Source organism: Ectothiorhodospira shaposhnikovii (genome assembly GCF_047222355.1).
Classification (GTDB): Bacteria; Pseudomonadota; Gammaproteobacteria; order Ectothiorhodospirales; family Ectothiorhodospiraceae; genus Ectothiorhodospira.
In genome coordinates this window covers 1,367,047-1,388,831 of sequence record NZ_CP178333.1, presented here as the reverse complement: position 1 = coordinate 1,388,831, position 21,785 = coordinate 1,367,047, and the positions used below count along the sequence as shown (strand labels likewise).

24 protein-coding genes are annotated in these 21,785 nt (G+C 64.1%); 6 read left to right on the top strand and 18 right to left on the bottom strand.

All coding sequences use genetic code 11. The annotated features are described in order from the left end of the window. Window positions 1-3: 3 nt before the first annotated feature. The 4 genes from rnc to lepA all read right to left on the bottom strand — a co-directional run bounded on the left by rnc (window position 4) and on the right by lepA (window position 3,906). The gene (rnc, locus tag ACLF6L_RS06315; protein ID WP_238616690.1) at window positions 4-693 is read right to left on the bottom strand and encodes a ribonuclease III; all 690 of its coding nucleotides are present in this window, start codon (window positions 691-693) and stop codon (window positions 4-6) included. A gap of 3 nt (window positions 694-696) precedes the next feature. Further along, a complete protein-coding gene (locus ACLF6L_RS06310) occupies window positions 697-1,068 on the bottom strand; it encodes a DUF4845 domain-containing protein (RefSeq protein ID WP_238616689.1) in 372 nt (123 codons plus the stop codon). A gap of 164 nt (window positions 1,069-1,232) precedes the next feature. Continuing rightward, complete coding sequence (lepB, locus tag ACLF6L_RS06305) at window positions 1,233-2,030, bottom strand: signal peptidase I (protein WP_238616688.1); 798 nt, start codon at window positions 2,028-2,030, stop codon at window positions 1,233-1,235. A gap of 52 nt (window positions 2,031-2,082) precedes the next feature. Then, a complete protein-coding gene (gene lepA / locus ACLF6L_RS06300) occupies window positions 2,083-3,906 on the bottom strand; it encodes a translation elongation factor 4 (protein ID WP_238616687.1) in 1,824 nt (607 codons plus the stop codon). Between the two features lie 196 nt (window positions 3,907-4,102). Between lepA and ACLF6L_RS06295 the strand changes: the two genes are divergently transcribed. Next, window positions 4,103-4,609 (top strand): hypothetical protein, encoded by a 507-nt coding sequence (locus ACLF6L_RS06295; protein WP_238616686.1) that lies wholly within the window; start codon window positions 4,103-4,105, stop codon window positions 4,607-4,609. 4 nt (window positions 4,610-4,613) lie between these two features. Here ACLF6L_RS06295 and ACLF6L_RS06290 read toward each other — a convergent pair whose 3' ends face one another. The 6 genes from ACLF6L_RS06290 to rpoE form a co-directional block, all read right to left on the bottom strand. After that, window positions 4,614-4,856, bottom strand: coding sequence for a glutaredoxin family protein (locus tag ACLF6L_RS06290; protein ID WP_238616685.1), 243 nt, complete (start codon window positions 4,854-4,856; stop codon window positions 4,614-4,616). Continuing rightward, on the bottom strand, window positions 4,853-6,301 hold the full coding sequence (locus ACLF6L_RS06285) for a DegQ family serine endoprotease (protein WP_238616684.1): 1,449 nt from the start codon (window positions 6,299-6,301) through the stop codon (window positions 4,853-4,855). The genes ACLF6L_RS06290 and ACLF6L_RS06285 overlap by 4 nt, the downstream gene beginning before the upstream one ends. Window positions 6,302-6,362: 61 nt before the next feature. After that, window positions 6,363-6,839 (bottom strand): SoxR reducing system RseC family protein, encoded by a 477-nt coding sequence (locus ACLF6L_RS06280; RefSeq protein WP_238616683.1) that lies wholly within the window; start codon window positions 6,837-6,839, stop codon window positions 6,363-6,365. Continuing rightward, complete coding sequence (locus ACLF6L_RS06275) at window positions 6,836-7,834, bottom strand: MucB/RseB C-terminal domain-containing protein (protein WP_238616682.1); 999 nt, start codon at window positions 7,832-7,834, stop codon at window positions 6,836-6,838. Before ACLF6L_RS06275 ends, ACLF6L_RS06280 begins: the two co-directional genes overlap by 4 nt. A gap of 4 nt (window positions 7,835-7,838) precedes the next feature. Next, window positions 7,839-8,471 carry a sigma-E factor negative regulatory protein gene (locus tag ACLF6L_RS06270; protein WP_412852592.1) on the bottom strand — a complete coding sequence of 211 codons (633 nt, stop codon included), beginning with the start codon at window positions 8,469-8,471 and terminating at the stop codon, window positions 7,839-7,841. Between the two features lie 26 nt (window positions 8,472-8,497). Beyond that, window positions 8,498-9,073, bottom strand: a complete 576-nt coding sequence (rpoE, locus tag ACLF6L_RS06265) for an RNA polymerase sigma factor RpoE (RefSeq protein WP_238616680.1) — start codon at window positions 9,071-9,073, stop codon at window positions 8,498-8,500. A gap of 298 nt (window positions 9,074-9,371) precedes the next feature. Here rpoE and nadB point away from each other — a divergent pair, with 298 nt between their 5' ends. Together nadB and ACLF6L_RS06255 are read left to right on the top strand one after the other, a co-directional pair. Then, a complete protein-coding gene (gene nadB, locus ACLF6L_RS06260) occupies window positions 9,372-11,006 on the top strand; it encodes an L-aspartate oxidase (protein ID WP_412852591.1) in 1,635 nt (544 codons plus the stop codon). A 17-nt stretch (window positions 11,007-11,023) separates the two neighbouring features. After that, window positions 11,024-11,848, top strand: coding sequence for a sulfurtransferase (locus ACLF6L_RS06255; RefSeq protein ID WP_412852590.1), 825 nt, complete (start codon window positions 11,024-11,026; stop codon window positions 11,846-11,848). Between the two features lie 11 nt (window positions 11,849-11,859). Here the strand turns inward: ACLF6L_RS06255 and orn are convergent, their stop codons facing one another. Continuing rightward, the gene (gene orn / locus ACLF6L_RS06250; RefSeq protein WP_238616677.1) at window positions 11,860-12,405 is read right to left on the bottom strand and encodes an oligoribonuclease; all 546 of its coding nucleotides are present in this window, start codon (window positions 12,403-12,405) and stop codon (window positions 11,860-11,862) included. 152 nt (window positions 12,406-12,557) lie between these two features. Between orn and ACLF6L_RS06245 the strand changes: the two genes are divergently transcribed. Together ACLF6L_RS06245 and rsgA are read left to right on the top strand one after the other, a co-directional pair. Beyond that, complete coding sequence (locus tag ACLF6L_RS06245; protein ID WP_008932636.1) at window positions 12,558-12,896, top strand: 4a-hydroxytetrahydrobiopterin dehydratase; 339 nt, start codon at window positions 12,558-12,560, stop codon at window positions 12,894-12,896. Between the two features lie 24 nt (window positions 12,897-12,920). Next, on the top strand, window positions 12,921-13,808 hold the full coding sequence (gene rsgA, locus ACLF6L_RS06240; protein WP_412852589.1) for a ribosome small subunit-dependent GTPase A: 888 nt from the start codon (window positions 12,921-12,923) through the stop codon (window positions 13,806-13,808). 27 nt (window positions 13,809-13,835) lie between these two features. On the opposite strand, the gene ACLF6L_RS06235 is transcribed toward rsgA, so the two are convergent. The 6 genes from ACLF6L_RS06235 to aceA all read right to left on the bottom strand — a co-directional run bounded on the left by ACLF6L_RS06235 (window position 13,836) and on the right by aceA (window position 19,107). Beyond that, entirely contained in the window at window positions 13,836-14,180 is a 345-nt protein-coding gene (locus ACLF6L_RS06235) for a histidine triad nucleotide-binding protein (protein WP_008932638.1), read from the bottom strand. Window positions 14,181-14,207: 27 nt separating this feature from the next. Further along, window positions 14,208-14,804, bottom strand: coding sequence for a recombination mediator RecR (gene recR / locus ACLF6L_RS06230; RefSeq protein ID WP_238616675.1), 597 nt, complete (start codon window positions 14,802-14,804; stop codon window positions 14,208-14,210). Between the two features lie 3 nt (window positions 14,805-14,807). Further along, the gene (locus ACLF6L_RS06225) at window positions 14,808-15,134 is read right to left on the bottom strand and encodes a YbaB/EbfC family nucleoid-associated protein (RefSeq protein WP_238616674.1); all 327 of its coding nucleotides are present in this window, start codon (window positions 15,132-15,134) and stop codon (window positions 14,808-14,810) included. A gap of 80 nt (window positions 15,135-15,214) precedes the next feature. Then, on the bottom strand, window positions 15,215-17,065 hold the full coding sequence (gene dnaX, locus ACLF6L_RS06220) for a DNA polymerase III subunit gamma/tau (RefSeq protein ID WP_412852588.1): 1,851 nt from the start codon (window positions 17,063-17,065) through the stop codon (window positions 15,215-15,217). 118 nt (window positions 17,066-17,183) lie between these two features. Then, on the bottom strand, window positions 17,184-17,678 hold the full coding sequence (gene rraA, locus ACLF6L_RS06215; protein WP_238616672.1) for a ribonuclease E activity regulator RraA: 495 nt from the start codon (window positions 17,676-17,678) through the stop codon (window positions 17,184-17,186). Window positions 17,679-17,796: 118 nt separating this feature from the next. Next, window positions 17,797-19,107 (bottom strand): isocitrate lyase, encoded by a 1,311-nt coding sequence (gene aceA, locus ACLF6L_RS06210; protein WP_238616671.1) that lies wholly within the window; start codon window positions 19,105-19,107, stop codon window positions 17,797-17,799. A 362-nt stretch (window positions 19,108-19,469) separates the two neighbouring features. On the opposite strand from aceA, the gene aceK reads away from it, so the two are divergent. Beyond that, on the top strand, window positions 19,470-21,224 hold the full coding sequence (gene aceK / locus ACLF6L_RS06205) for a bifunctional isocitrate dehydrogenase kinase/phosphatase (RefSeq protein WP_238616670.1): 1,755 nt from the start codon (window positions 19,470-19,472) through the stop codon (window positions 21,222-21,224). A gap of 5 nt (window positions 21,225-21,229) precedes the next feature. Here aceK and pgsA read toward each other — a convergent pair whose 3' ends face one another. Continuing rightward, window positions 21,230-21,784 (bottom strand): CDP-diacylglycerol--glycerol-3-phosphate 3-phosphatidyltransferase, encoded by a 555-nt coding sequence (gene pgsA, locus ACLF6L_RS06200; RefSeq protein ID WP_238616669.1) that lies wholly within the window; start codon window positions 21,782-21,784, stop codon window positions 21,230-21,232. Window position 21,785: the final 1 nt, after the last annotated feature.

Below are 21,785 nucleotides of genomic sequence, written 5' to 3'. Positions count from 1 at the left end.
TCTTCAACCAAACTGCTGTTCCTCGGTATTGGTCAGGGCCGCAAAGGCCTTGACCGCGGCGGCCTGCTCGGCCCGGCGACGGCTGCTGCCCTCCCCGATCACCGAGATGTTGCGGGACTTGATGTGACAGGCCGCCTTGAAATGCTGGTCATGGGGCTTGCCGGTCACTTCCAGCACCTGATAGCTGGGAATATCCAGGTTCTTGCGCTGCAACCACTCCTGCAGCCGGGTCTTGGGGTCCTTGAGGTCTTCCGCGCTGGGCAGGGCGGCAAACCGCCGCCCGTACAGACGCAGCACGAAGTCGCGGGTGGTGTCAAAGTCCGTGGCCAGGTAGACCGCGCCGATGACCGCCTCCAGGGCATCCGCCAGGATGGAATCCCGTCGGTGCCCCCCACTCTTTCGCTCCCCGTCGCCCAGGCTGAGCAGAGTGCCCATGCCCTGGTCGCGGGCGATCTGGGCCAGACTGTCCTGGTTGACCAGCGAGGCACGCAAACGGCTCAGTTCCCCTTCCGGGGCCTGAGGACGCAATGCAAACAGATGCGCCGCCACGATGAAGTTCAGGGCGCTATCCCCCAGATACTCCAGTCGTTCGTTGTGACACTGGCCGGCGCTGCGGTGGGTCAGGGCCTGCCGGAGCAGATCCGATCCCTGCAGTGATGCCGGCAGCAATGCCTCCAGCCCCTTTACCGCCATGCCTTACTCCGACAGGGTGAAGCTGCGATCAAAACTGACCACGGCATCCACGTTGGCAATCATGGGGGTGCGCACCTCATAGCTGACCCGCAGGCTGCGCGCTCCGCCCTGCTCGACGATGGTCACATCATCGCGGGTGACATGGGTCACGCCGTTGATTTGGAAGCGCCGATCCACTTCTCCCCAGAGCTGGCGGACGTTCTTGCCGGCGGCACCGGACTCCGCGGAGACATCCTTCATCACCGAAATCACCGTCATGTACTGGGTATAGACCGGAAAGAGCCTCAGGCCCACGGTACCGATCACCACCAGCAGACCGACGATGATCAGAAATCCGATCAGGCCGATCCCCGATTGCCTGTTGATGCGATTCATGCGTAGATCCCCCTTGAAGCTACCTGAAAATACCCATTGTTCCGTCACTTCCGTCTCTACTCCGTCACTCCCGTCTCTATTCCGTCACTCCCGCGAAAGCGGGAGTCCAGAACCCCCAGTCCACGACTGGATTCCCGCTTGCGCGGGAATGACTCGGAGCATCCCTAGCGGATGCGGGTACCCAGACGACTGAAATCCATTTCCCTGGCGCCATGATCCCAGTGCATCCAGATGAACAGCGCCTTGCCCACCAGGTTTGCCTCGGGCACGAAGCCCCAGAACCGGCTGTCGTTGCTGTTGTCCCGGTTATCGCCCAGGGTGAAATAATGTCCGGCCGGGACGACGATCTCACCCTCCACCGAGGGCCGGTCCGGCCACAGCAGTACCTGATGGGAAATGCCGTTGATCCGCTCTTCCATCAAATGGGCTCCAGTCATTACCGCACCGGAACCACTGCCCTCATAACGGCCGACGAAGACCTGCTCCACCGGCACATCATTGATATAGAGCTGCTTGCCGTAAAATGCCACCCTGTCACCGGGCAGACCCACGATGCGCTTGATGTAGTCCTCCCGCGGATTCTCGGGATAGCGGAACACCGCCACATCCCCCCGTTCCGGCTGGCCCAGATCGATGACGCGGGTCCGCACCACCGGCAGCCGGATGCCGTAGCTGTACTTGCTCACCAGGATGAAGTCCCCCACCAGCAGGGTGGGCATCATGGAGCCGGACGGAATGCGAAAAGGTTCGGCCACGAAGGCGCGCAGGACCAGCACGATCAGCAGCACGGGGAAGAAGGAACGCGCATAGTCCACATACCAGGGCTCGGCCGGGCGCATGGCCTCGCCCACCGCGTCGGCCCGCGCCCTGCGGCGCCCGCGCCACCACACCACGTCCGCCAGCCAGATCAGGCCGGTCACCAGTGTCCCCAGCACCAGAATCAATTCCAGATCAAACGTCATGGGTCCTCCCCTGTCGGCACCCGAATCCCTTGCTCAAGCCAAATCCCACCGATCAGTTCTTCTGATCCACCTGAAGCACCGCCAGGAAGGCCTCCTGAGGCACTTCCACCCGCCCGATCTGCTTCATCCGCTTCTTGCCCGCCTTCTGCTTTTCCAACAGCTTGCGCTTGCGGCTGGCATCCCCGCCGTAGCACTTGGCGGTCACGTTCTTGCGCAGTGCCTTGACCGTGGAACGGGCAATGACCTTGGAACCGATGGCGGCCTGGATGGCCACTTCGAACATCTGCCGAGGAATCAGCTGCGCCATGCGCTCGGTGAGGTCGCGCCCCCGGTACTGGGCCTGATCCCGGTGGGTGATCACCGACAGGGCATCCACGCGGTCGCCGTTGATGAGCACGTCCACCTTCACCAGCGGGGCCGCCTGGAAACGGGTCAGTACGTAGTCGAAGGAGGCGTAGCCACGGCTCACCGACTTCAGGCGGTCGAAGAAGTCCAGTACCACCTCGGACATGGGCATGTCGTAACCCAGGGAGATCTGGTTGCCCACGTACTGCATGCGGGTCTGCACCCCGCGCTTCTCGATGCACAGGGTGATCACCGCACCCACGTAGTCCTGGGGCACCAGGATGCTGGCGTTGATGATGGGCTCGCGAATCTCGGCAACGGTGTTCACCGGCGGCAGCTCCGCCGGATTGTGGATGGACAGCACCTCGCCGGCGGTGGTTTCCACCTGATAGATCACGGTGGGCGCGGTGGTGATCAGGTCCAGGTCGTATTCCCGCTCCAAACGCTCCTGGATGATCTCCATGTGCAGCATGCCCAGGAACCCGCAACGGAATCCGAACCCCAGGGCCTGGGAGGTTTCCGGTTCGTACTGCAGGGAGGCGTCGTTGAGCTTGAGCTTGTCCAGGGCCTCCCGCAGGCTGTTGTAGTCATCGGCGCTGACCGGGAAGATGCCGGCGAACACCCGCGGCTGGACTTCCTTGAAGCCCGGCAGGGGCTGAGCGGCGGGACGGTCGGCACCGGTGAGGGTATCGCCCACCTTGGCGCCGGTGATGTCCTTGATGGTGGCGATAACGAAGCCCACCTGACCCACCCCCAATTCCTCCCGAGGGGTGGGCTTGGGAGTGAACACCCCCACCTGGTCCACCAGATGGGCGCGCCCGGTGGACATGGCAATGATCTTCTGCTTGGGCCGCAGGGTCCCCTGCATCACCCGCACCAAGGCCACCACGCCCAGGTAGTTGTCGAACCAGGAGTCGATGATCAGGGCCTGCAGGGGGGCATCCGGGTCCCCCTGGGGTGGCGGGATACGGGCCACCAGCGCCTCCAGCAGGTCGGGCACGCCGACACCGGTCTTGGCGCTGACATGGACGGCATCCCGGGCCTCGATGCCGATGATCTCCTCGATTTCGTGGGCCACCCGCTCCGGCTCCGCCGCCGGCAGGTCGATCTTGTTGAGCACCGGCACCACTTCCAGACCCTGGTCGATGGCCGTGTAGCAGTTGGCCACGCTCTGGGCCTCCACGCCCTGGGAGGCGTCCACCACCAGCAGGGCACCCTCGCAGGCAGAGAGGGACCGGGAGACTTCATAGGAAAAGTCCACGTGTCCGGGGGTATCGATGAAATTGAGCTGGTACTCCTGACCATCCCGAGCGGTATACATCAGCGACACGCTATGGGCCTTGATGGTGATGCCCCGCTCCTTTTCCAGATCCATGGAGTCCAGCACCTGCTCGGACATCTCCCGGTCCTCCAGTCCACCGCAGACCTGGATGAAACGGTCGGCCAGGGTGGACTTGCCGTGGTCGATGTGGGCGATGATGGAGAAGTTTCTGATTCTGCTGATCTTGGAATCGCTGGATTGACTGCTCATGGGGCCTGCTCGGGATAGGGGGACCCTGACGCACATGGTCCGGCCATGTACCCACCGGGTTGATCAAGATTGGACTGCGCATTGTACAGACTCAACCGAGGCAGTAACAGCAACGGCCGTATCCCGGCGCGGCAGCCATTGCCTTGTGGCGCCACATGCGGTAAACCCGGCACTCACGGAATCACTGGAGAACTCGATGACAGCACAGCATCCCCCCCGGGCCCGGGAACTGGCGGAACAGGCGTTTGCACAGGACCGGGACGACATCCTCTGGCAACGCTGCCTGTTGATGGCGGATCAGGACGCGGACGCGGCCCGGGCGGCCTATCTGGACGAGGCCGCCGCCATGTTCGCGACCCGACTGGAGGCGGAAGCACAGGCACTGCGTCCGGATCCGGCCTGGAAAAACCCGATGCTCGGCGCCATCCTCCCGGCCCTGATCGCCCTGGTGATCAGTGTTCTGTTCACCCTGGCCCAGTATCCCTTCCCGTTCGTGGCCTGGTCGGTCCTGATGGGGATCTTCTTCGTGCCCTCGGCGGGCATCCTGGGCTACGTGGGCGTCTTTGCCCTGCGCTATCGGTTGGAGCCGGGCTTTCGCATCGTGAACCGGGAACGGACCGAGCGCATTGCGGTGATGGGGTTCATCGCCCTGGCCCTGGTGGGCGCCATCGGCACCTACAAGCTGGTTTACTGGCCTTACTGAGCCATCAGTCTCCGGCCAGTTCCAGCCGCAGACCCCGCTCATCCAGAAAATGGCAGCACAGGATCTCCTCGCCGACGGCGAGAACCGGGATCTTGGCATGGAAACGTTGCCTTAGGGCGGGGTCTTCGTCGATATCCACTTCCCGGATCTCGAAACCCAACTCATCCTGCAGCGAGCGCAGCTCATGGAGCATGCGCTCGCACAGGTGGCAGCCATCTCGATGATAGAGGGTGACCTCCAGCTTCATTCCGGCACATCCAGCGGCATCCAGATGGGCCCCTGCCCCCGCTGTACCAGCACCCGGGCGGATCGTCCCGGCGGCAATGCTTCCACCACCTCTTGCATCTGTTCCAGGCTGCGGATGTCATGGCTGTTGATCATCAGGATCACGTCACCCCGACGAATGCCGGCACGCTGGGCCGGCCCCGACTCCACCTCGGTGACCAGTACACCCCCGTCGGCCAGTTCCAGACGCTCCCGCAACTCATCGGGAACGGTTTCCAGATGCATGCCGAAGGGCTTGAAGCGGGACTGGGCCGGGGTCGGAGCCTGGGCATGGGACTGAGCCAGCTCGTCTTCCGAGGGCAGTTCACCGATCACCACCTCGACGGTCATGGGCTTGCCGTCACGCAGGATCTCCACCCGGGCCGGTCTGTCGATGGGCGCACGTCCGACGATGGGAGGCAGCGCCGAGGACCGGGGCACCTCGGTGCCGTTGAAACTGAGGATCACGTCGCCGGTACGCAGTCCGGCGGCCTGCGCCGGGCTGTCGGGCAGGACCCGCGCCACCAGTGCCCCGGTGGGGCGCTCCATGGAGAAGGAATCCGCCAGCTCCCGTGTCACCTCCTGGATGATCACCCCCAGCCAGCCACGGCTCACATACCCCTTGTCCCGCAGCTGATTGACCACGTCCATGGCCACTTCGATGGGTATGGCAAAGGACAGCCCCATGAAGCCGCCGGTACGGCTGTAGATCTGAGAGTTGATCCCCACCACCTCGCCGTTCATGTTGAACAGCGGCCCCCCGGAATTACCCGGGTTGATGGCCACGTCGGTCTGGATGAAGGGCACATAGCTCTCACTGGGCAGGTTGCGTCCCTTGGCACTGACAATACCCGCCGTCACCGAGTGATCAAAACCGAAGGGCGAGCCGATGGCCAGCACCCACTCACCCACCCGCAGGCTATCGGAATCCCCCAGGGTCAGGGTCGGCAGATCCCGGGCCTCGATACGCAGCACCGCCACATCGGTACGCGGGTCGGAGCCGATCAGTTCGGCAATGAAGGTGCGTCGGTCGCTAAGCCGGACCTCGATCTCGTCCGCGCCCTGGATGACATGATGGTTGGTGACCACATAGCCGTCCGCCGAGATGATGAACCCGGACCCCAGGGAGGTGCTGTCAAAGCCCCTCGGCGGCGGTGCGCTGCCGCCCCGCTCACCGAAGAAGCGGCGTAGCAGGTCACCGAAGGGGCCGTCCTCCGGCAGACCTTCGGGCAACTGCAGCGGGGGATGACCGCTGGGCAGCTCCATGGCCCGGGAAGTACTGATATTGACCACCGCCGCGCTATTGGCTTCCACCAGGGGCACGAACTCGGGCAGCCCCCGGGCGTGAACGGGACTTGCGACCACCAGGCACAGGGACACAAGCAGGATCAGCAGAAAGGCATGCGGACGTTGGCTTGTTGTCTTCATATAGGACTCGCGAATGTAAAGGGCCGCTTCCATACGCTGGTCGCGGGAAATGGAGATGCGCTCAGGGGGCCAGCACACCATGAATCCGGATCGCCGGCGGCCCGAGGCGACGCACCACCACCGGCTGATAACGGGGGTCCCGGCGGATGCGGCGGGTGAACCCGCCGACGGCGCCCAGGCCCGCCAACAGCCCCGTCAGACCGGCCGCCACCACCGGCAACTCGCCGTGCCCGCCCCAAAGCCACTGCCCCAGGGCGGCAAACACCAACATGCACAGCAGAGGCAGGATGTAGACGGCCAGCGAACCACGTACCAGGGCGGACTCATCCAGACCGATGATGACCTCTTCCCCCAGGCTGACCCCGACGGGATCAATGACCCGCACCTGGGTGCGGCGCTGTCCGAACAGTTTGGCAATCACGCTGGTGCCGCACCCCTTCTGCACGGAACAGGTTCCGCAGGCGGTCTTGCGCTCGGTTTCCACCCAGGCAAATCCAGCCTCGTCCACCGCAATCACGCGGGCAGTCTCTTCGATCACCGTGCATTCTCCCCATCATGAAACACCGATTCGGCAATCAGGCGCACGGTAGCCTCGGGTACCTCGCCAAGGACCGTCACCTGATACTCTCCCCAGGGCAGTACCACCGCATGCAGACCGCCGGAACGGGTCAGGCCACGCAGGCGGTCTTCCGGACGATCCATCCGCGTGACGAAGACGGATACCGTGGCCAATCCGTCGGTCAGGATCATGTGCTGTACCGGATGGGGACTGGCCGCCATGAGCCGCCTGCTGACGCCGGTAACCTGGAATCCCGGCGGCATCTCTCCAATCCGCCAGCGGAGATCCGGCTCCATGACCTGGGTACGGGCCGACGGGGTCTCCATGGGACGCGCCGTCACGCCCTCCCCCCGCATGCGCGGTTGCAGACGCTCGTCGGCCACACGGGCGGGAAATTCGATGCGGGTGAACATGAATTGCTCGAAAATGCGCCCCTCCCGGCTCAGCAGCCGGGACTGCAGCAACATGCCGGTGGGCTCGTGGATGCAGAGCTGATAGCCATAGCGAAGATGGTCACGAGGGATGATGGACACTTCCTGACAGGACAGGCCGGCAACCCGCTGTTGCTCCCCAAGGCGCAGGCGGTAGTTCTCGCCCAGGCCGTCCAGCCCCTGGCGAAGGGGCAACACGCCGGGCAGGCCCAGCAAACTCTTGCCCGGGTCCAGACACAGAGCCGGGTCCAAATCATCGGGACGCACGCAGATGATGCTGTCTTCATCCTTGATGATTTCACGGGGAGACCCGGTCAGGGCCACCAGTCGTTCCCGTGAACCCCGCTCGTCCCGGGCATGGATGATCTGCAGGGTCTCCATGCGCTGGTCATGGGCAAAGACAAAGACGCCTTCGTAGTTGAGCTCATCCACGGCCCGGGCCATCTTCTGCAGCAACGCATGGGCCGCCTGCTCCGAGGCGGCCGCCGTCGCGGTGGCCAGCAGCGCCACCACCACACACATCAGGTGCAGGCGCCGCAACATGGGTTCAATCACCCATGAAGCCGTGTCCGACCGTGCGGACATGGGGCGGCATGGGGCCCCGCCCCACGGCTGACTCCGCGTGATTGATCAGATAACTGCTGAAACGGGCATCTCCCATGTCGATGCGCAGGAACTGCTGACTGCCATGCTCCAGGGGCGAGTGCTGTATCTGGGCGGTCCGGGCATCGGGTTCGAGCATGGACTGAAAGGCGTTGCGCTGACCAGGATCCCACTGGGCGGCGCGGATCACCGGCTCGGCACCGGCCATGGCCGGTTCCATGCGCGGGTCGGCGGGATCGCCGGTGAAGTTCTGCAATCCCACCAGGACCGCCACGGCCACGGCGGCCGCCATGCCCATGCCGGCCACCGGCTTGAGCAGACGTCCCTGCAGGGTCCGGGAAGACGAGGCCAACGGCTGCGGCTCCTCAGCCACGGCGGCCATGATGCGCGCGGAAAAATCGGGGGGGGCGGTACGATCCAGATTGCCCCGCATGACGTCGCCGATCAAATGATAGCGACCCCATCGGGCCAGATCTTCCGGGTTCTTTGCCAGCTCGTCCAGCAACCGGCGGGTCTCGAAGGCCTCGGCCTCGTCATCCACCAGCGCGGAGAGTCGTTCCTCTTTAGTGGTCGTCATGATGCGTCTCGCTCTTGAAAGCACATTTAATCAAGCAATGGCCGCAAGACGCGATCGATCGCTTCCCGCGCCCGGAAAATCCTGGAGCGCACCGTACCAATGGGGCATCCCATGGTCTGCGCAATCTCCTCATAGCTCATCCCCTCCAGTTCACGCAGGGTGATGGCTGTCTTCAAGTCGTCCGGCAACGTGCTGATGGCGTTCTGCACGGCCAGTCGTATCTCCTCCGACAGCAATTCCCCTTCCGGGGTTGCATATTCCTTGAGGGCGGACTCGCCCCCCATCTGTTCCGCATCCTGGGCGTCCACCTCCACGTCCGGCGTCCGGCGGCTCTGGGAGACCAGATGGTTCTTGGCCGTATTGATGGCGATCCGGTACAGCCAGGTGTAGAAAGCGCTTTCGCCCCTGAAATTGGCCAGCCCCCGGTAGGCCTTGATAAAGGCCTCCTGGGCCACATCAAGCGCCGTGGCAGAGTCATGCACATAGCGGGAGACCAGGTTGACGATCTTGTGCTGGTACTTCTGCACCAGTACGTCGAAAGCCTTCTTGTCTCCGGCTTGAACACGCCTGACCAGCTCCTCGTCGGTTACTTTATTGCCCATTCGGGCACTCCCCCTCTGAGGGCACGTCCTGTACCCTAACTGCGATGGACATGGAAACCCTCGTTAAGTTCTTGCAAATGACGCCCAAACTGCACCATGCTCCCATCATTCCCGGGAATTCATGGCACAGGTCAATTTGTCAGTCTGCCCGGTGCATGTAACACTGCAAAAAACCGTGACAAAATAACTCAGATCGAGACACAGCCTCAAGCGAGCCCCCCGCTCGGACGCCGGCCCATCCCGCCAGGGACCGCCGACCTTTCCCTCCCGGGCCGAGGCCATTCTGGAGAAACCATCAATGCAAGATTCGTCCCAGGCGGAGGTCCGCAAATCCATGGACGTCCTCATCATCGGCAGCGGCGCCGCCGGCCTGAGCCTGGCCCTTCACCTGGCGACGGAACAACGCGTGGCGGTGCTGAGCAAGGGACCCGTCAGCAAAGGGAGCACCTATTACGCCCAGGGCGGCGTCTCCGCGGTGCTGGACCGTCATGACTCCCTGGAAGCCCATGTCCGCGACACCCTGAACGCCGGCGGTGGCCTGTGCGACGAGGCCGCCGTGCGCCATACCGTGGAGCACGGCCCGGAAAGCATACAATGGCTGCTGGATCTGGGCGTCCCCTTCACCCGCGAACCGGCTGACGACGGCCGGGTGCAACTGCATCTGACCCGGGAGGGTGGCCACAGCCACCGCCGCGTGGTCCACGCCGCCGACGCCACCGGCAAGGCCATCGAAAACACCCTGGTGGAACAGGTCCGGCGCCACCCCAACATCGAGCTGTTCGAACATCACATCGCGGTGGATCTGCTCACCAGCCACAAGCTCGGCCTGACGGGCCCCCGGCGTTGCCTGGGTGCCTATGTGCTCAATCTCAAGTCCCATAAGGTGGAAATCTTCGCCGCGCCCTTCGTGGTCCTGGCCAGCGGCGGCGCCAGCAAGGTCTATCTCTACAGCAGCAACCCGGACGGCTCCACCGGCGACGGCATCGCCATGGCCTGGCGGGCCGGTTGCCGGGTGGCCAACATGGAGTTCATGCAGTTTCATCCCACCTGCCTGTTCCATCCCAAAGCCAAGTCCTTTCTCATCTCCGAGGCGGTTCGGGGCGAAGGCGGCAGACTGCTGCTGCCCGACGGCACCCCTTTCATGGAACGCTTCGACCCCCGGGGGGAATTGGCCCCACGGGATATCGTCGCCCGGGCCATCGACCATGAAATGAAACGCCTGGGGGCGGACTGCGTCTATCTGGACATCTCCCACAAGCCGGCGGACTTCATCAAATCCCACTTCCCCAACATCCATGAACGCTGCCTGGAATACGGCTTCGACATGACCCGGGACCCCCTTCCGGTGGTGCCCGCCGCCCACTACACCTGCGGCGGCGTGATGACCGACCTGGCGGCCCGCACCGATCTGGACGGGCTCTATGCCATCGGTGAAGTGGCCTGCACGGGCCTGCACGGCGCCAATCGCATGGCCAGCAACTCCCTGCTGGAATGCCTGGTCTTCGCCCGCTCCGCCGCCCAGGACATGGGCCGGCAACGTCCCGAGCCGGTGCCGGTGGACCGGATTCCAGCCTGGGACGAGAGCCGTGTCACCGACTCGGACGAGGAGGTGGTGGTGGCCCACAACTGGGAAGAACTGCGCCGCTTCATGTGGGACTACGTGGGCATCGTTCGCACCAGCAAACGACTGCAGCGGGCGCAACGACGCATTGAATTGCTGCAGGGCGAGATCCACGACTACTACAGCAACTTCCGCGTCACCAATGACCTGATCGAGCTGCGCAACCTGGCCCTGGTGGCGGAAATCATCATCCGCAGCGCTCAGAGCCGAAAGGAGAGCCGGGGCCTGCATTACACCCTGGACTACCCGCGGACCGATCCGGCACTGGCCGGCCGTCCCACCGTACTGACCCCGTCCGGCTCCCCGGCATGAATCAGGAGATACGCCCCATGCACGAGGCTATGCCACGCATCATCGATCCCCTGGCCCTTGAGGCAAGGCTGCAGGACCAGCGTCTGCGGATTGTGGACCTGAGCCCGGCCGAGCGCCATGCCGCCGGCCACGTGCCGGGCGCCCTCCATCTGGACTACGGTCGCATCGTCGCCTCGGCGGCTCCGGTCATGGGACTGCTGCCGGAGATCGGCGTGCTACGCACCATCCTGGCGGAACTGGGCATCGGCCCGGACACCCATGTGGTGTGCTACGACGAGGAAGGCGGCGGCAAGGCCGCGCGCCTGCTCTGGACCCTGGCCGTGTGTGGTCATGAGGCGCTGTCACTGCTCGACGGGGGAGTGGCGGGCTGGTCGGCGGCGGGCCTGACCATTTCCACCCAAGCCGCCGTGGATGTCGCGCCGACGCAAACGGAATACCCCCTCGCCTATGGTACCGAACGGGTGGCCGACCGGGCGTGGATCCTGGCCCACATGAAGGATGAGGACGTGATCCTGGTGGATGCGCGCAGCACCGATGAATTCACCGGCCGGGTGGCCTATGCGGCCCGGGGCGGCCACATCCCCGGGGCGGTTTCCTTCGAATGGACCCGCTGCATGGATCTGGAGCACAACCGTCGCCTGCGCGCCGAAGAAGCCCTGCGCCGGGATCTGGAGGCACAGGGCATCACGCCGGAAAAGGAGATCGTCGTCTACTGCCACACCCACCATCGCTCCGCCCTGAACTGGCTGGCGCTGGAGCACCTGGGCTACGAACGGGTGCGAGGGTATCCGGGTAGCTGGTCCGACTGGGGCAACCGGGACGACACCCCCATCGAGACCTGAAACACGTCGGCTCAGACCTTGAGCATGTGCTCCCGATAATGGCGCAGCTCGGCGATGGAGTCGCGGATGTCCTGCAGGGCCTTGTGGGTGGCATCCTTGGACAGGCTGTTGAGCACGCCGGGCGCCCAGCGGCGGGCCAGCTCCTTGAGCGTGCTCACATCCAGGTTGCGGTAATGGAAGAAGGCTTCCAGATCCGGCATGCAGCGGAACAGAAAGCGCCGGTCCTGGCAGATGCTGTTGCCGCACATGGGGGATGAACGGGGCGGCACATACTGCTTCAGGAACCGCAGGGTTTCCTGCTCCGCCTCCACCTCGTTGTAGAGACTCAGCTTCACCCGGTCCAGCAGGCCGGAGCGGCCATGGGTATTGCGGTTCCAGTCATCCATCCGGCTCAGGATTTCCTCGGTCTGATGGATGGCGATCACGGGGCCTTCCGCCAGGACATTCAGCTCCTTGTCCGTCACGATGGTGGCAATCTCGATGATGTAGTCGGATTGCGGGTCCAGGCCGGTCATTTCCAGGTCGATCCAGACCAGATTCTCCGGATTGGGATTCATGGGCTTCCTTTGTGCCGTGGCGGCACGCTCTGAGCGTTCATGGCAAGAAGATCGCCGGCGACGGGCGAACGCCGACGGCGGGGCCACAGTCTACACTGTACATGAACGCTTTTTCGAGGCCGGACCCGCCGGCCGGAAAAGGAGGCATCCCCATGACCCAGCTCCATGACCGACACTGCACCCCCTGCGAGGGCGGCACCCCGCCCATGGACAAGGTGGACATCCAGAGCTTCATGAAATCCCTGGCCCCGGACTGGACGGTGGTGGACGATGGCCGTGCCATTGAACGCGCCTTCCGGTTTCCCGACTTTCATCGGACCATGGCCTTCGTCAATGCCGCCGCCTGGGTGGCCCATCGGGAAGATCACCACCCGGACCTTGAGGTAGGCTATGATCGCTGTCTGGTGCGGTTCACCACCCATGCCATCGGCGGCCTGTCGGAGAACGACTTCATCTGCGCTGCCCGGGTGGACCGCTTACTGGAAGACTGAATCGGACATCGACCTGGGAAGGCAATGAAAGCATCCAGACCCGGCAGGGTCATCACCCGTTTTGGTTCACAGGTGCTGGTGGAGGACGAGGACGGCCGTGTCCACCGCTGCACGCCCCGCCGCCGGCTTGAACACGTGGTCTGCAACGATGCCGTGTCATGGCATCCCGAGCCCAGCGGAGACGGCGTGGTCACCGACATTCACACCCGCGGCAACCTGCTGGAACGGGTCGATCCCCGTGGCCAGCGCAAGAACATCGCCGCCAACGTGGATCAGGTGGTGGTCGTCACCGCCGCCGCCCCCGCCCCGAGCTGGCCCCTGGTGGACCGTTACCTGGTGGCCATCGAGCGCATGCCGGCCCGGGCGCTGATCCTCTACAACAAGGCAGACCGGCCCGATCCGGACCCGGAAGGCACGGCCGTCGCCCTCCAGGGCTACGAGGCACTGGGTTATCCGGTCCTGAGGACCAGCGTGGCGAATGGTCAGGGCATGGAGGCCCTGCAGGCCTTCCTGGCCATGGGCACCAGCGTGCTGGTAGGCCAGTCCGGGGTGGGCAAGTCCTCCCTGATCCAGGCACTGCTGCCGGATCTGGAGATCCGCATCGGCGCCCTGTCCGAACTCAGCGGCGAGGGACGCCACACCACCACCAATGCCACCGTCTATCGCCTGCCCTGTGGCGGCGCCCTGATCGACTCACCCGGCGTGCGCGACTTCAGCCCCGGCCCCACCCCCCAGCGGGAACTGGCGCAAGGGTTCGTGGAACTCAGGACCCTGGCGCCGGAGTGTCGTTTTCACAACTGCACCCATACGGTGGAACCGGGTTGCGCGGTCAAGGCCGCCCTTGAGCAGGGACGGATCGATCCGCGGCGCTACGCGAGCTACCGCACGCTGCTGGAAGCGGCCGAGGCATAACCCACGCGCCAGGCCCCATCGGCACGATCAGCCCGGCGGCCACTCCATCTGCCGGCCACCCAGGACGTGCATGTGCAGGTGATAGACCGACTGACCGCCGTCGGCGTTGCAGTTGATGACGGTGCGGAAACCGTCTTCCACCACGCCCGCCCCCCGGGCCACTTCAAGCCCCACCCAATGCATGTGACCCAGAAGGTCCATGTCGGCCTGCGTCATGTCGGCAACAGTGTCGAAATGCTGCCTGGGGATCACCAGTACGTGCAGGGGGGCCTGGGGATTGAGGTCGCGAAACGCCACCACCCGGTCGTCCTGATAAACGATATCCGCCGGGATCCTGCCCTCGGCAATCTTGCAGAAGATACAGTCTGTCATTCTCTTTCCACTCGATGGATGGCCGGTCTAGAGATCACGCCGGCCTGAAAAGGCATGGGAGAGGGTGCCGCGGTCCACATATTCCAGTTCGCCGCCCAGCGGGATGCCGTGGGCAATGCGGGTGGTCCGCACCCCCAGCGCCCGGGCCATGTCCGCGATGTAGTGAGCGGTGACCTCCCCTTCCACCGTGGTCCCGGTGGCCAGGATCAGTTCCCGGATCTCGCCTTCGGCCAGACGGGCCTCCAGCCGATCCAGACCCAGTTCCTCGGGGCCAACGCCGTCCAGGGGGGAAAGCTGACCCAGCAGCACATGGTATTGGCCGCGAAAGCCGGTGGCCTGCTCGATCGCCATCTGGTCCGCCGGCGTCTCCACCACGCACAGCAAGTGCCTGTCCCGGTGGGTGTCGGCGCAGACCCGACACAGCGCGTGCTCGGTGAGGGTGCGACAGCACCGGCAATGACCGATGCGCTCGACCGCCTCCTTCAGCACCTCGGCGAGCCGCAGCGCCCCTTCCCGGTCCCGTTCCAGCACGTGCAGAGCCATCCGCTGGGCCGATTTGGGACCCACGCCGGGGAGGCAGCGCAGTGCCTCCACCAGACGATCAAGAAGGGGCGCTCCGTCCATGGATCAGAACGGCAGCTTGAATCCGCCCGGCAGGCCCATGCCCTGGGTGACGGCACCCAGGTGTTCCCGGGTCATGTCTTCCACCTTCTGTACCGCGTCGTTCATGGCGGCCGTCAGCAGGTCTTCGAGCATGTCACGATCTTCTTCCAGCACACTGGGGTCGATGGTCACACGGCTCACGGAGTGCTTGCCGGTCATGACCACGCTGACCATGCCGCCACCGGCCTGACCGGTCACTTCCATCTCCGCCAGCTCGGCCTGGGCACGGGCCATCTCTTCCTGCATCTTCTGGGCCTGCTTCATCAGGTTCCCAAGTCCGCCTTTGAGCATATCAATCACCTTTCTAAGGTTCAGTGAATTCAGGGAGGCGTAGTGTAATGCCTCCCGATGCGTGAAACACGCGCCCGCGCTCAATCTCCTTCCACGGGGCGCACGGAACCGGCCACCAGCGCCGCATCGAAACGGGCTTTCAGGGCACCGGCCACGGGGTCTTCCTCCATGTCCTGCTCGGCCGCCTGCTGTCGCCGGGCACGGGCCCTGGCCGCCGCCGCCGCCGGGGTATCCGAAGCGGGCTGTCCCGACCGAATGCGCACCCTGACAGGCCGACCCAACCGTGACTGCACGGCGGATTCCAGCCGCTGCAGGGACATATCCGTCTTTAAGTGGTCGTACTTGGGCTCCAGACTCAGCACCAGCTCGTGGCCGTCGTAACCTTCCAGGGCGCAATGATTCACCAGCTGCCCGGCCACCGCCCCCAGGCCCAGGGTGGGCACCAGCGCTCCCCAGTCCAGATGCGCTGCGGCATCGGCCTGCACAGGGTGCGGCGGCAGGGGGGCTGTCGGCGCCGGGGCCTCCCGTGCCGGGGCGGGGGGCACCGTGGCCGCGGGGGATGCGCCTTCCTCGTCCAGCCAGGGTGGCGGCTCGGGCAGGTCAGGCTCAATCGGCTCCGGGGCCACGGCCCGTGGAGGGGGTACCGGGTCCGGTGCCGCTACGGATGGCACGGACGGGAGATCGGCACGTCCAACCGGCGCGGCCCGGGCAGGCCCGCCTTCCAGCTGGGCGAGGATATCCCGCGGCCCTCGGGGCACCGGCCCCGGCGCCGCCGGCTTAGGCACCGCCGGCGTCGATTCGGCCCGGGGCGGCGCGGGTGGTGCCGGTACCCGTGGAGCGGCATCGGCCACCGGACGAAAGGCCAGCATGCGCAGCAGGACCATCTCCAGGCCGCTACGGGGCTCGGGGACCAGGGGCAGATCCCGGCGCCCGATCAGGGCGATCTGATAAAAGAGCTGGATGTCCTCGGGTGCCATCCCCCGGGCCATTTCCGCCAGGGCTTCCCGTTCATCCGGCAGGTTGTCCAGGACCTCGGGCACCTGCTGGGCCAGGGCCAGATGATGCAAAAGGGTGATCAGTTCGGCCAGCACCGCCCCATAGTCTGGAGACTGGGCCGACAGCTCTTCCACCACCGCCAGCACCGCCCGGGCATCTCCGGCGGCCAGGGCCTGGAGCAGCCGCAGCAGGTGGTCCCGGGACATGGCGCCGAGCATCTCCCGCACCTCCTCCGCGCGCAGCACGCCGTCACCGAAACCGATGGCCTGATCCAGCAGGCTCAGGGCATCGCGCATGCTGCCCGAGGCGGCGCGGGCAATCTGCAGGACGGCGGCAGGCTCGGCCTCGATGGCCTCCCTCTGCAGCACCTGGCTCAGATGATCGGCGATCATCGACGCCGGCATGGCCTTGAGATTGAACTGCAGGCAGCGGGACAGGATGGTGACCGGAAGCTTCTGGGGGTCCGTGGTGGCCAGCAGGAACTTCACATGGGGCGGCGGCTCTTCCAGGGTCTTGAGCAGGGCGTTGAAGCTGTGGGTGGAGAGCATGTGCACTTCGTCGATCAGATAGACCTTGAAGCGTCCCCGGGTGGGGGCGTAGGGCACGTTCTCCAGCAATTCCCGGGTGTCCTCCACCCGGGTGCGGGAGGCGGCATCCACCTCGATCAGATCGATGAAGCGTCCGGCGTCGATCTCGCGACAGGCACCGCACCGGCCACAGGGGGTGGCGGTCACCCCCGTTTCACAGTTGAGGCACTTGGCCAGGACCCGGGCAATGGTGGTCTTGCCCACGCCCCGGGTGCCGGTGAAGAGATAGGCATGGTGCAACCGGTCCTCGCGCAGGGCATTGGACAGGGCGCGCACCACGTGGGGTTGTCCAACCAGTTCCTCGAAACTGCGGGGGCGCCACTTGCGGGCCAGGACCTGATAGCTCATGAATCTCGCTGAAGTTGCCGGAAAGGGTCATACGCCCGCACCGGCTCAAGGGCCGCGGGCACGAGGGGCCATGATAGCGCAGCCGGGACCTCAGGTGGTGCGGCGATGACGGCCCGAATCAGGCCGGCAACACAACAATACCGTCCTCGTCGGCAAACAGGCGGTCACCGGGCCGGAAGCTGACCCCGGCAAACTTCACCGGCACGTTCTCCTGCCCCACGCCCTGCTTGCGGCTCTTGAGGGGATGGGTGGCCAGAGCCTTGACCCCCAGGGGCATGCCGGCGCAGGCACGGGAATCCCGGATGCAGCCGTACATCACCACCCCGGCCCAGCCGTTCTTGACCGCCAGCATCGCCAGCTGATCCCCCAGCATGGCGCAGCGCAGGGAACCGCCGGCATCCACCACCAACACCTTGCCGCGCCCATCCTCACCCAGCATCTCCCGGACCTTGGTGTTGTCCTCGAAACACTTGAGGGTCACGATCTCGCCGGAAAAGGCCCGCTCGCCGCCAAAATCCCTGAACAGGGGCTCTGCCACCTGCAGCCCCGGATGATCCTCGTATTCATCACACAGGTCCGCCGTCCCCTGAAAATCCAGTGCTTCGGAAGCCATTGCTCGTCCCCTTTTGCAAACGTGTAAAAAAAAGGCCGTACCGCCATGCAGCGAGTACGGCCCGACCGGTTCACGGTGTGTCCCGGACACCCGCCAGGGGCATCCGGGACGGACTGAATCAACCGTGGAACTGCTCTTCTTCGGTGGAACCGGCCAGCGCCTTGACGCTGGAGGAACCGCCCTGGATGACGGTGGTCACTTCGTCGAAGTAACCGGCACCCACTTCCTGCTGGTGGGACACGAAGGTATAGCCACGCTCGCGGGCCTTGAACTCCGGCTCCTGCACCATTTCCACGTAGTGCTTCATGCCTTCGCCGCGGGCATAGTTGTAGGCGAAGTTGAAGGTGTTGAACCAGTTGACGTGGATACCCGCCAGGGTGATGAACTGGTACTTGTAGCCCAGCGCGGACAGCTCATCCTGGAACTTGGCAATGGTCTTGTCGTCCAGGTTCTTCTTCCAGTTGAAGGACGGGGAGCAGTTGTAGGACAGCAGCTTGCCGGGGCATTCGGCGTGCACGGCCTGGGCGAACTCACGGGCAAAGCCCAGGTCGGGGGTGCCGGTTTCGCACCACACCAGATCGGCATAGGGGGCGTAGGCCACGCCGCGGCTGATGGCCTGCTCCAGGCCGTTCTTGACCCGGTAGAAGCCTTCCTGGGTCCGCTCGCCGGTGAGGAACGGCTTGTCGTTCTCATCGTGGTCGGAGGTGATCAGGTTGGCGGCCTCGGCGTCGGTACGGGCCAGCACGATGGTGGGCACGCCCATGACGTCGGCGGCGAAGCGGGCGGAGATCAGCTTCTCGATGGCCTCGCGGGTGGGCACCAGCACCTTGCCGCCCATGTGACCGCACTTCTTCACGGCGGCCAGCTGGTCTTCGAAATGCACACCGGCGGCGCCGGCGGCGATCATGTTCTTCATCAGTTCGAAGGCGTTGAGCACGCCGCCGAAGCCGGCTTCGGCGTCGGCCACGATGGGCAGGAAGTAATCCACATAACCTTCATCACCGGGGTTGATGCCGCGGGACCACTGGATCTCATCGGCACGCTTGAAGGTGTTGTTGATGCGACGCACCATGGTGGGCACGGAGTCATAGGCGTACAGGGACTGGTCCGGGTACATGGTTTCGGAGGTGTTGCCGTCGGCGGCCACCTGCCAGCCGGACAGGTACACGGCTTCCAGACCGGCCTTGGCCTGCTGCATCGCCTGACCGGCGGTGATGGCACCGAAGGCATTCACATAGCCTTTCTTGGCCTCGCCGTTGACGCGCTTCCACAGCTTCTCGGCGCCCATGCGGGCCAGGGTGTACTCAGGCTGAACGGAGCCGCGCAGACGCACCACATCAGCGGCGGTATAACCACGCTTCACGTCCTTCCAGCGGGGATTGTTGGCCCAGTCCGCCTCAAGCGCCTTGATCTGTTCTTCTCTGTTCATGTTGCCTTGGTCCTCTGTGATCTCTGAGTCGTTTTGCCCGTATCGACCGGGCGGTACTGCTCGGAACATGGATTGTGCCGAAGGTCGGGCTCAAGTCCCAGCATTACAGTTAACCATTCAGCGCAAGGGCAGCAAGCGTAGTCCAGAAACGCCCGTATGCGGAAAATAAATTTCAATATTCATTATTAATCTATTAAATGCTTGTGCAATTTTGAGGCAAATCGGCTTAATAATGATACCTGTCGCAGGTCACGATCCGCCTTCCGCACTGCAAAATTGCAGTGCCATGACAGGGCCGGAATGTAGTAGATTTCCCTCATTGCCGACCGTCAACCGCCCAGCGACCACAGGTAACCCGACTGATGAATGAACGCGCGCGGCAGATCGCCCGCTCCATCCTGACCGGTTTTGAGCGTCATTTCTCGTTTTTCCAGGAAATCACCAGCAGCGCCCGGGAGCGCTTCGAACATGCCGACTGGGACGCCGTCCGGGCCGCCTCGGTCAAGCGCATCAGCTCCTATGACCAGCGGGTGCAGGAAACCCTCGGCAAGGTGCGCGCCACCTTCGGCATCGACGGGCTGGAAGAGCGCCTGTGGCAACTGGTCAAGATCGCCTATATGGACCTGCTGCAACACCACTCCAGACCGGAGCTGGCCGAGACCTTCTACAACTCCGTATTCTGCCGGCTATTCGAGCGCAAGTATTACAACAATGACATGATCTTCCTGGAATCAGTGGCCAATCGACAGGAACTGGCCGAACGATACCGGGGCTACCTCTCCTTTCATACCCGCGACGGCGGCGTGGATACCTGCATCTGGGAAATCCTCTCGGCCTTCTACTTCAACCTGCCCCACGCCGACCTGTCCAAGGACGTGCACAATATCGCCCGCGCCTTGGAGGCCCGCTCCGAATTCGGCCCGGAGGCCATGGGGGATCTGCGCATTGATGTGCTGGAATTTCCCTTCTTTCGCAACAAGGCGGCCTATCTCATCGGACGGGTGGTGCATGAGGGCAGCAGCCATCCCTTCATCATCCCCCTGAACAATATCGAGGGCATGGGCCTGGTGGCGGACGCCCTGCTCACCACCGAAGAAGAGGCCGAGGCGGTGTTCAGCTTTGCCCGGGCCTACTTTGTCGTGAAAACGCCGGTACCGGCCGCCACCGTGGTTTTTCTGCAGGATCTGATGCCGGACAAGCCGGTGGCCGAACTGTACATGAGCATCGGCTTTCACAAGCAGGCCAAGAACGAGTTCTACCGGGACTTCCTGCACCACTTGGCCAACAGTACCGATCATTTTTCCATTGCCCAGGGTACCCCGGGTCTGGTGATGGTGGTATTCACCCTGCCCTCTTATCCTTACGTATTCAAGGTGATCAAGGATCGTTTCCCCCCCCAGAAGGATGTCACCCATGAACTGATCGAACGTCGCTACCTGCAGGTGAAGATGCATGACCGGGTAGGCCGGATGGCGGATACCCTGGAGTTCTCCGAAGTGGCCTTCCCCTTGGCGCGTTTTTCACCCGAACTGCTGGAGGTCCTGAAAAAGGAAGTGACGTCCCAGATGGAGATCGACGGCGGCAACCTGGTCATCAAGCACCTTTACATCGAGAAGCGGATGCTGCCGCTGGACGTCTATCTGGAACAGGCCGACGAAGCCCATACCCGCGCCGCCCTGGAAGAATGGGGTCTGGCCATCAAGCAGCTCATCGGCGTGAACATTTTTCCCGGGGACCTGCTGTTCAAAAACTTCGGCGTGACCGACAGCGGCAAGGTGGTCTTTTACGATTACGACGAGATCTGCTACCTGACGGAGTGCCACTTCCGCAAGATCCCCCCCTCGCCGTTTCCGGAAGATGAACTCAGCTCGGATGCCTGGTATTCAGCCGGACCCAACGAGATCTTTCCGGAGGAATTCCCCACCTTCCTGAGCACCGACCCGCGGATACGGCGCATGCTGATGCAGCTGCATCGGGACCTGTTCGACTACCGCTACTGGCAACGCAGGCAGGAGGACGTAAAGAAGGGAATCCACGGCGACGTATTTCCCTACCCCCAGAGCGTACGGTTCGACACCAGCCTGCGCCCGGAGGCGCAGGCTGCCAGTTCCCTCTAGCGCAATCAGCTGTCCGCGACGCTCAGGGCCGCGCGCAGATAATGGAACATGGACCACAGGGTCAGGACCGCGGCCACGTAGAGCAGCACCAGACCCAGGGTGAAGGTGGGCAGCCCCAGGATGGGCTGGGCATGGAGCAGCAGGAAGATGGCCACCATCTGCGCGGTGGTCTTGAGCTTGCCGATCCAGGATACGGCCACCTTGCCCCGCTGCCCCAACTCGGCCATCCATTCACGCAGGGCGGAAATGGCAATTTCCCGACCGATAATGATGGCGGCGGCCACCGCCAACAGCATACCGCCCGGATTGTCCACCAACAGCACCAGGGCCGTGGCCACCATCAGCTTATCCGCCACCGGATCCAGAAAGGCGCCGAAACTGGAGGTCTGCCCCAGACGCCGCGCCAGATAACCGTCCAGCCAGTCGGTGATGGCGGCCAGGGCAAAGATCATGGCGCTCACCGGCCCGGACAGGGGATGCGGATAGTAATAGACCACCACGATCAGGGGGATCAGGGCGATGCGCATCCAGGTGAGAAGATTGGGAATCGAAAATGTCATG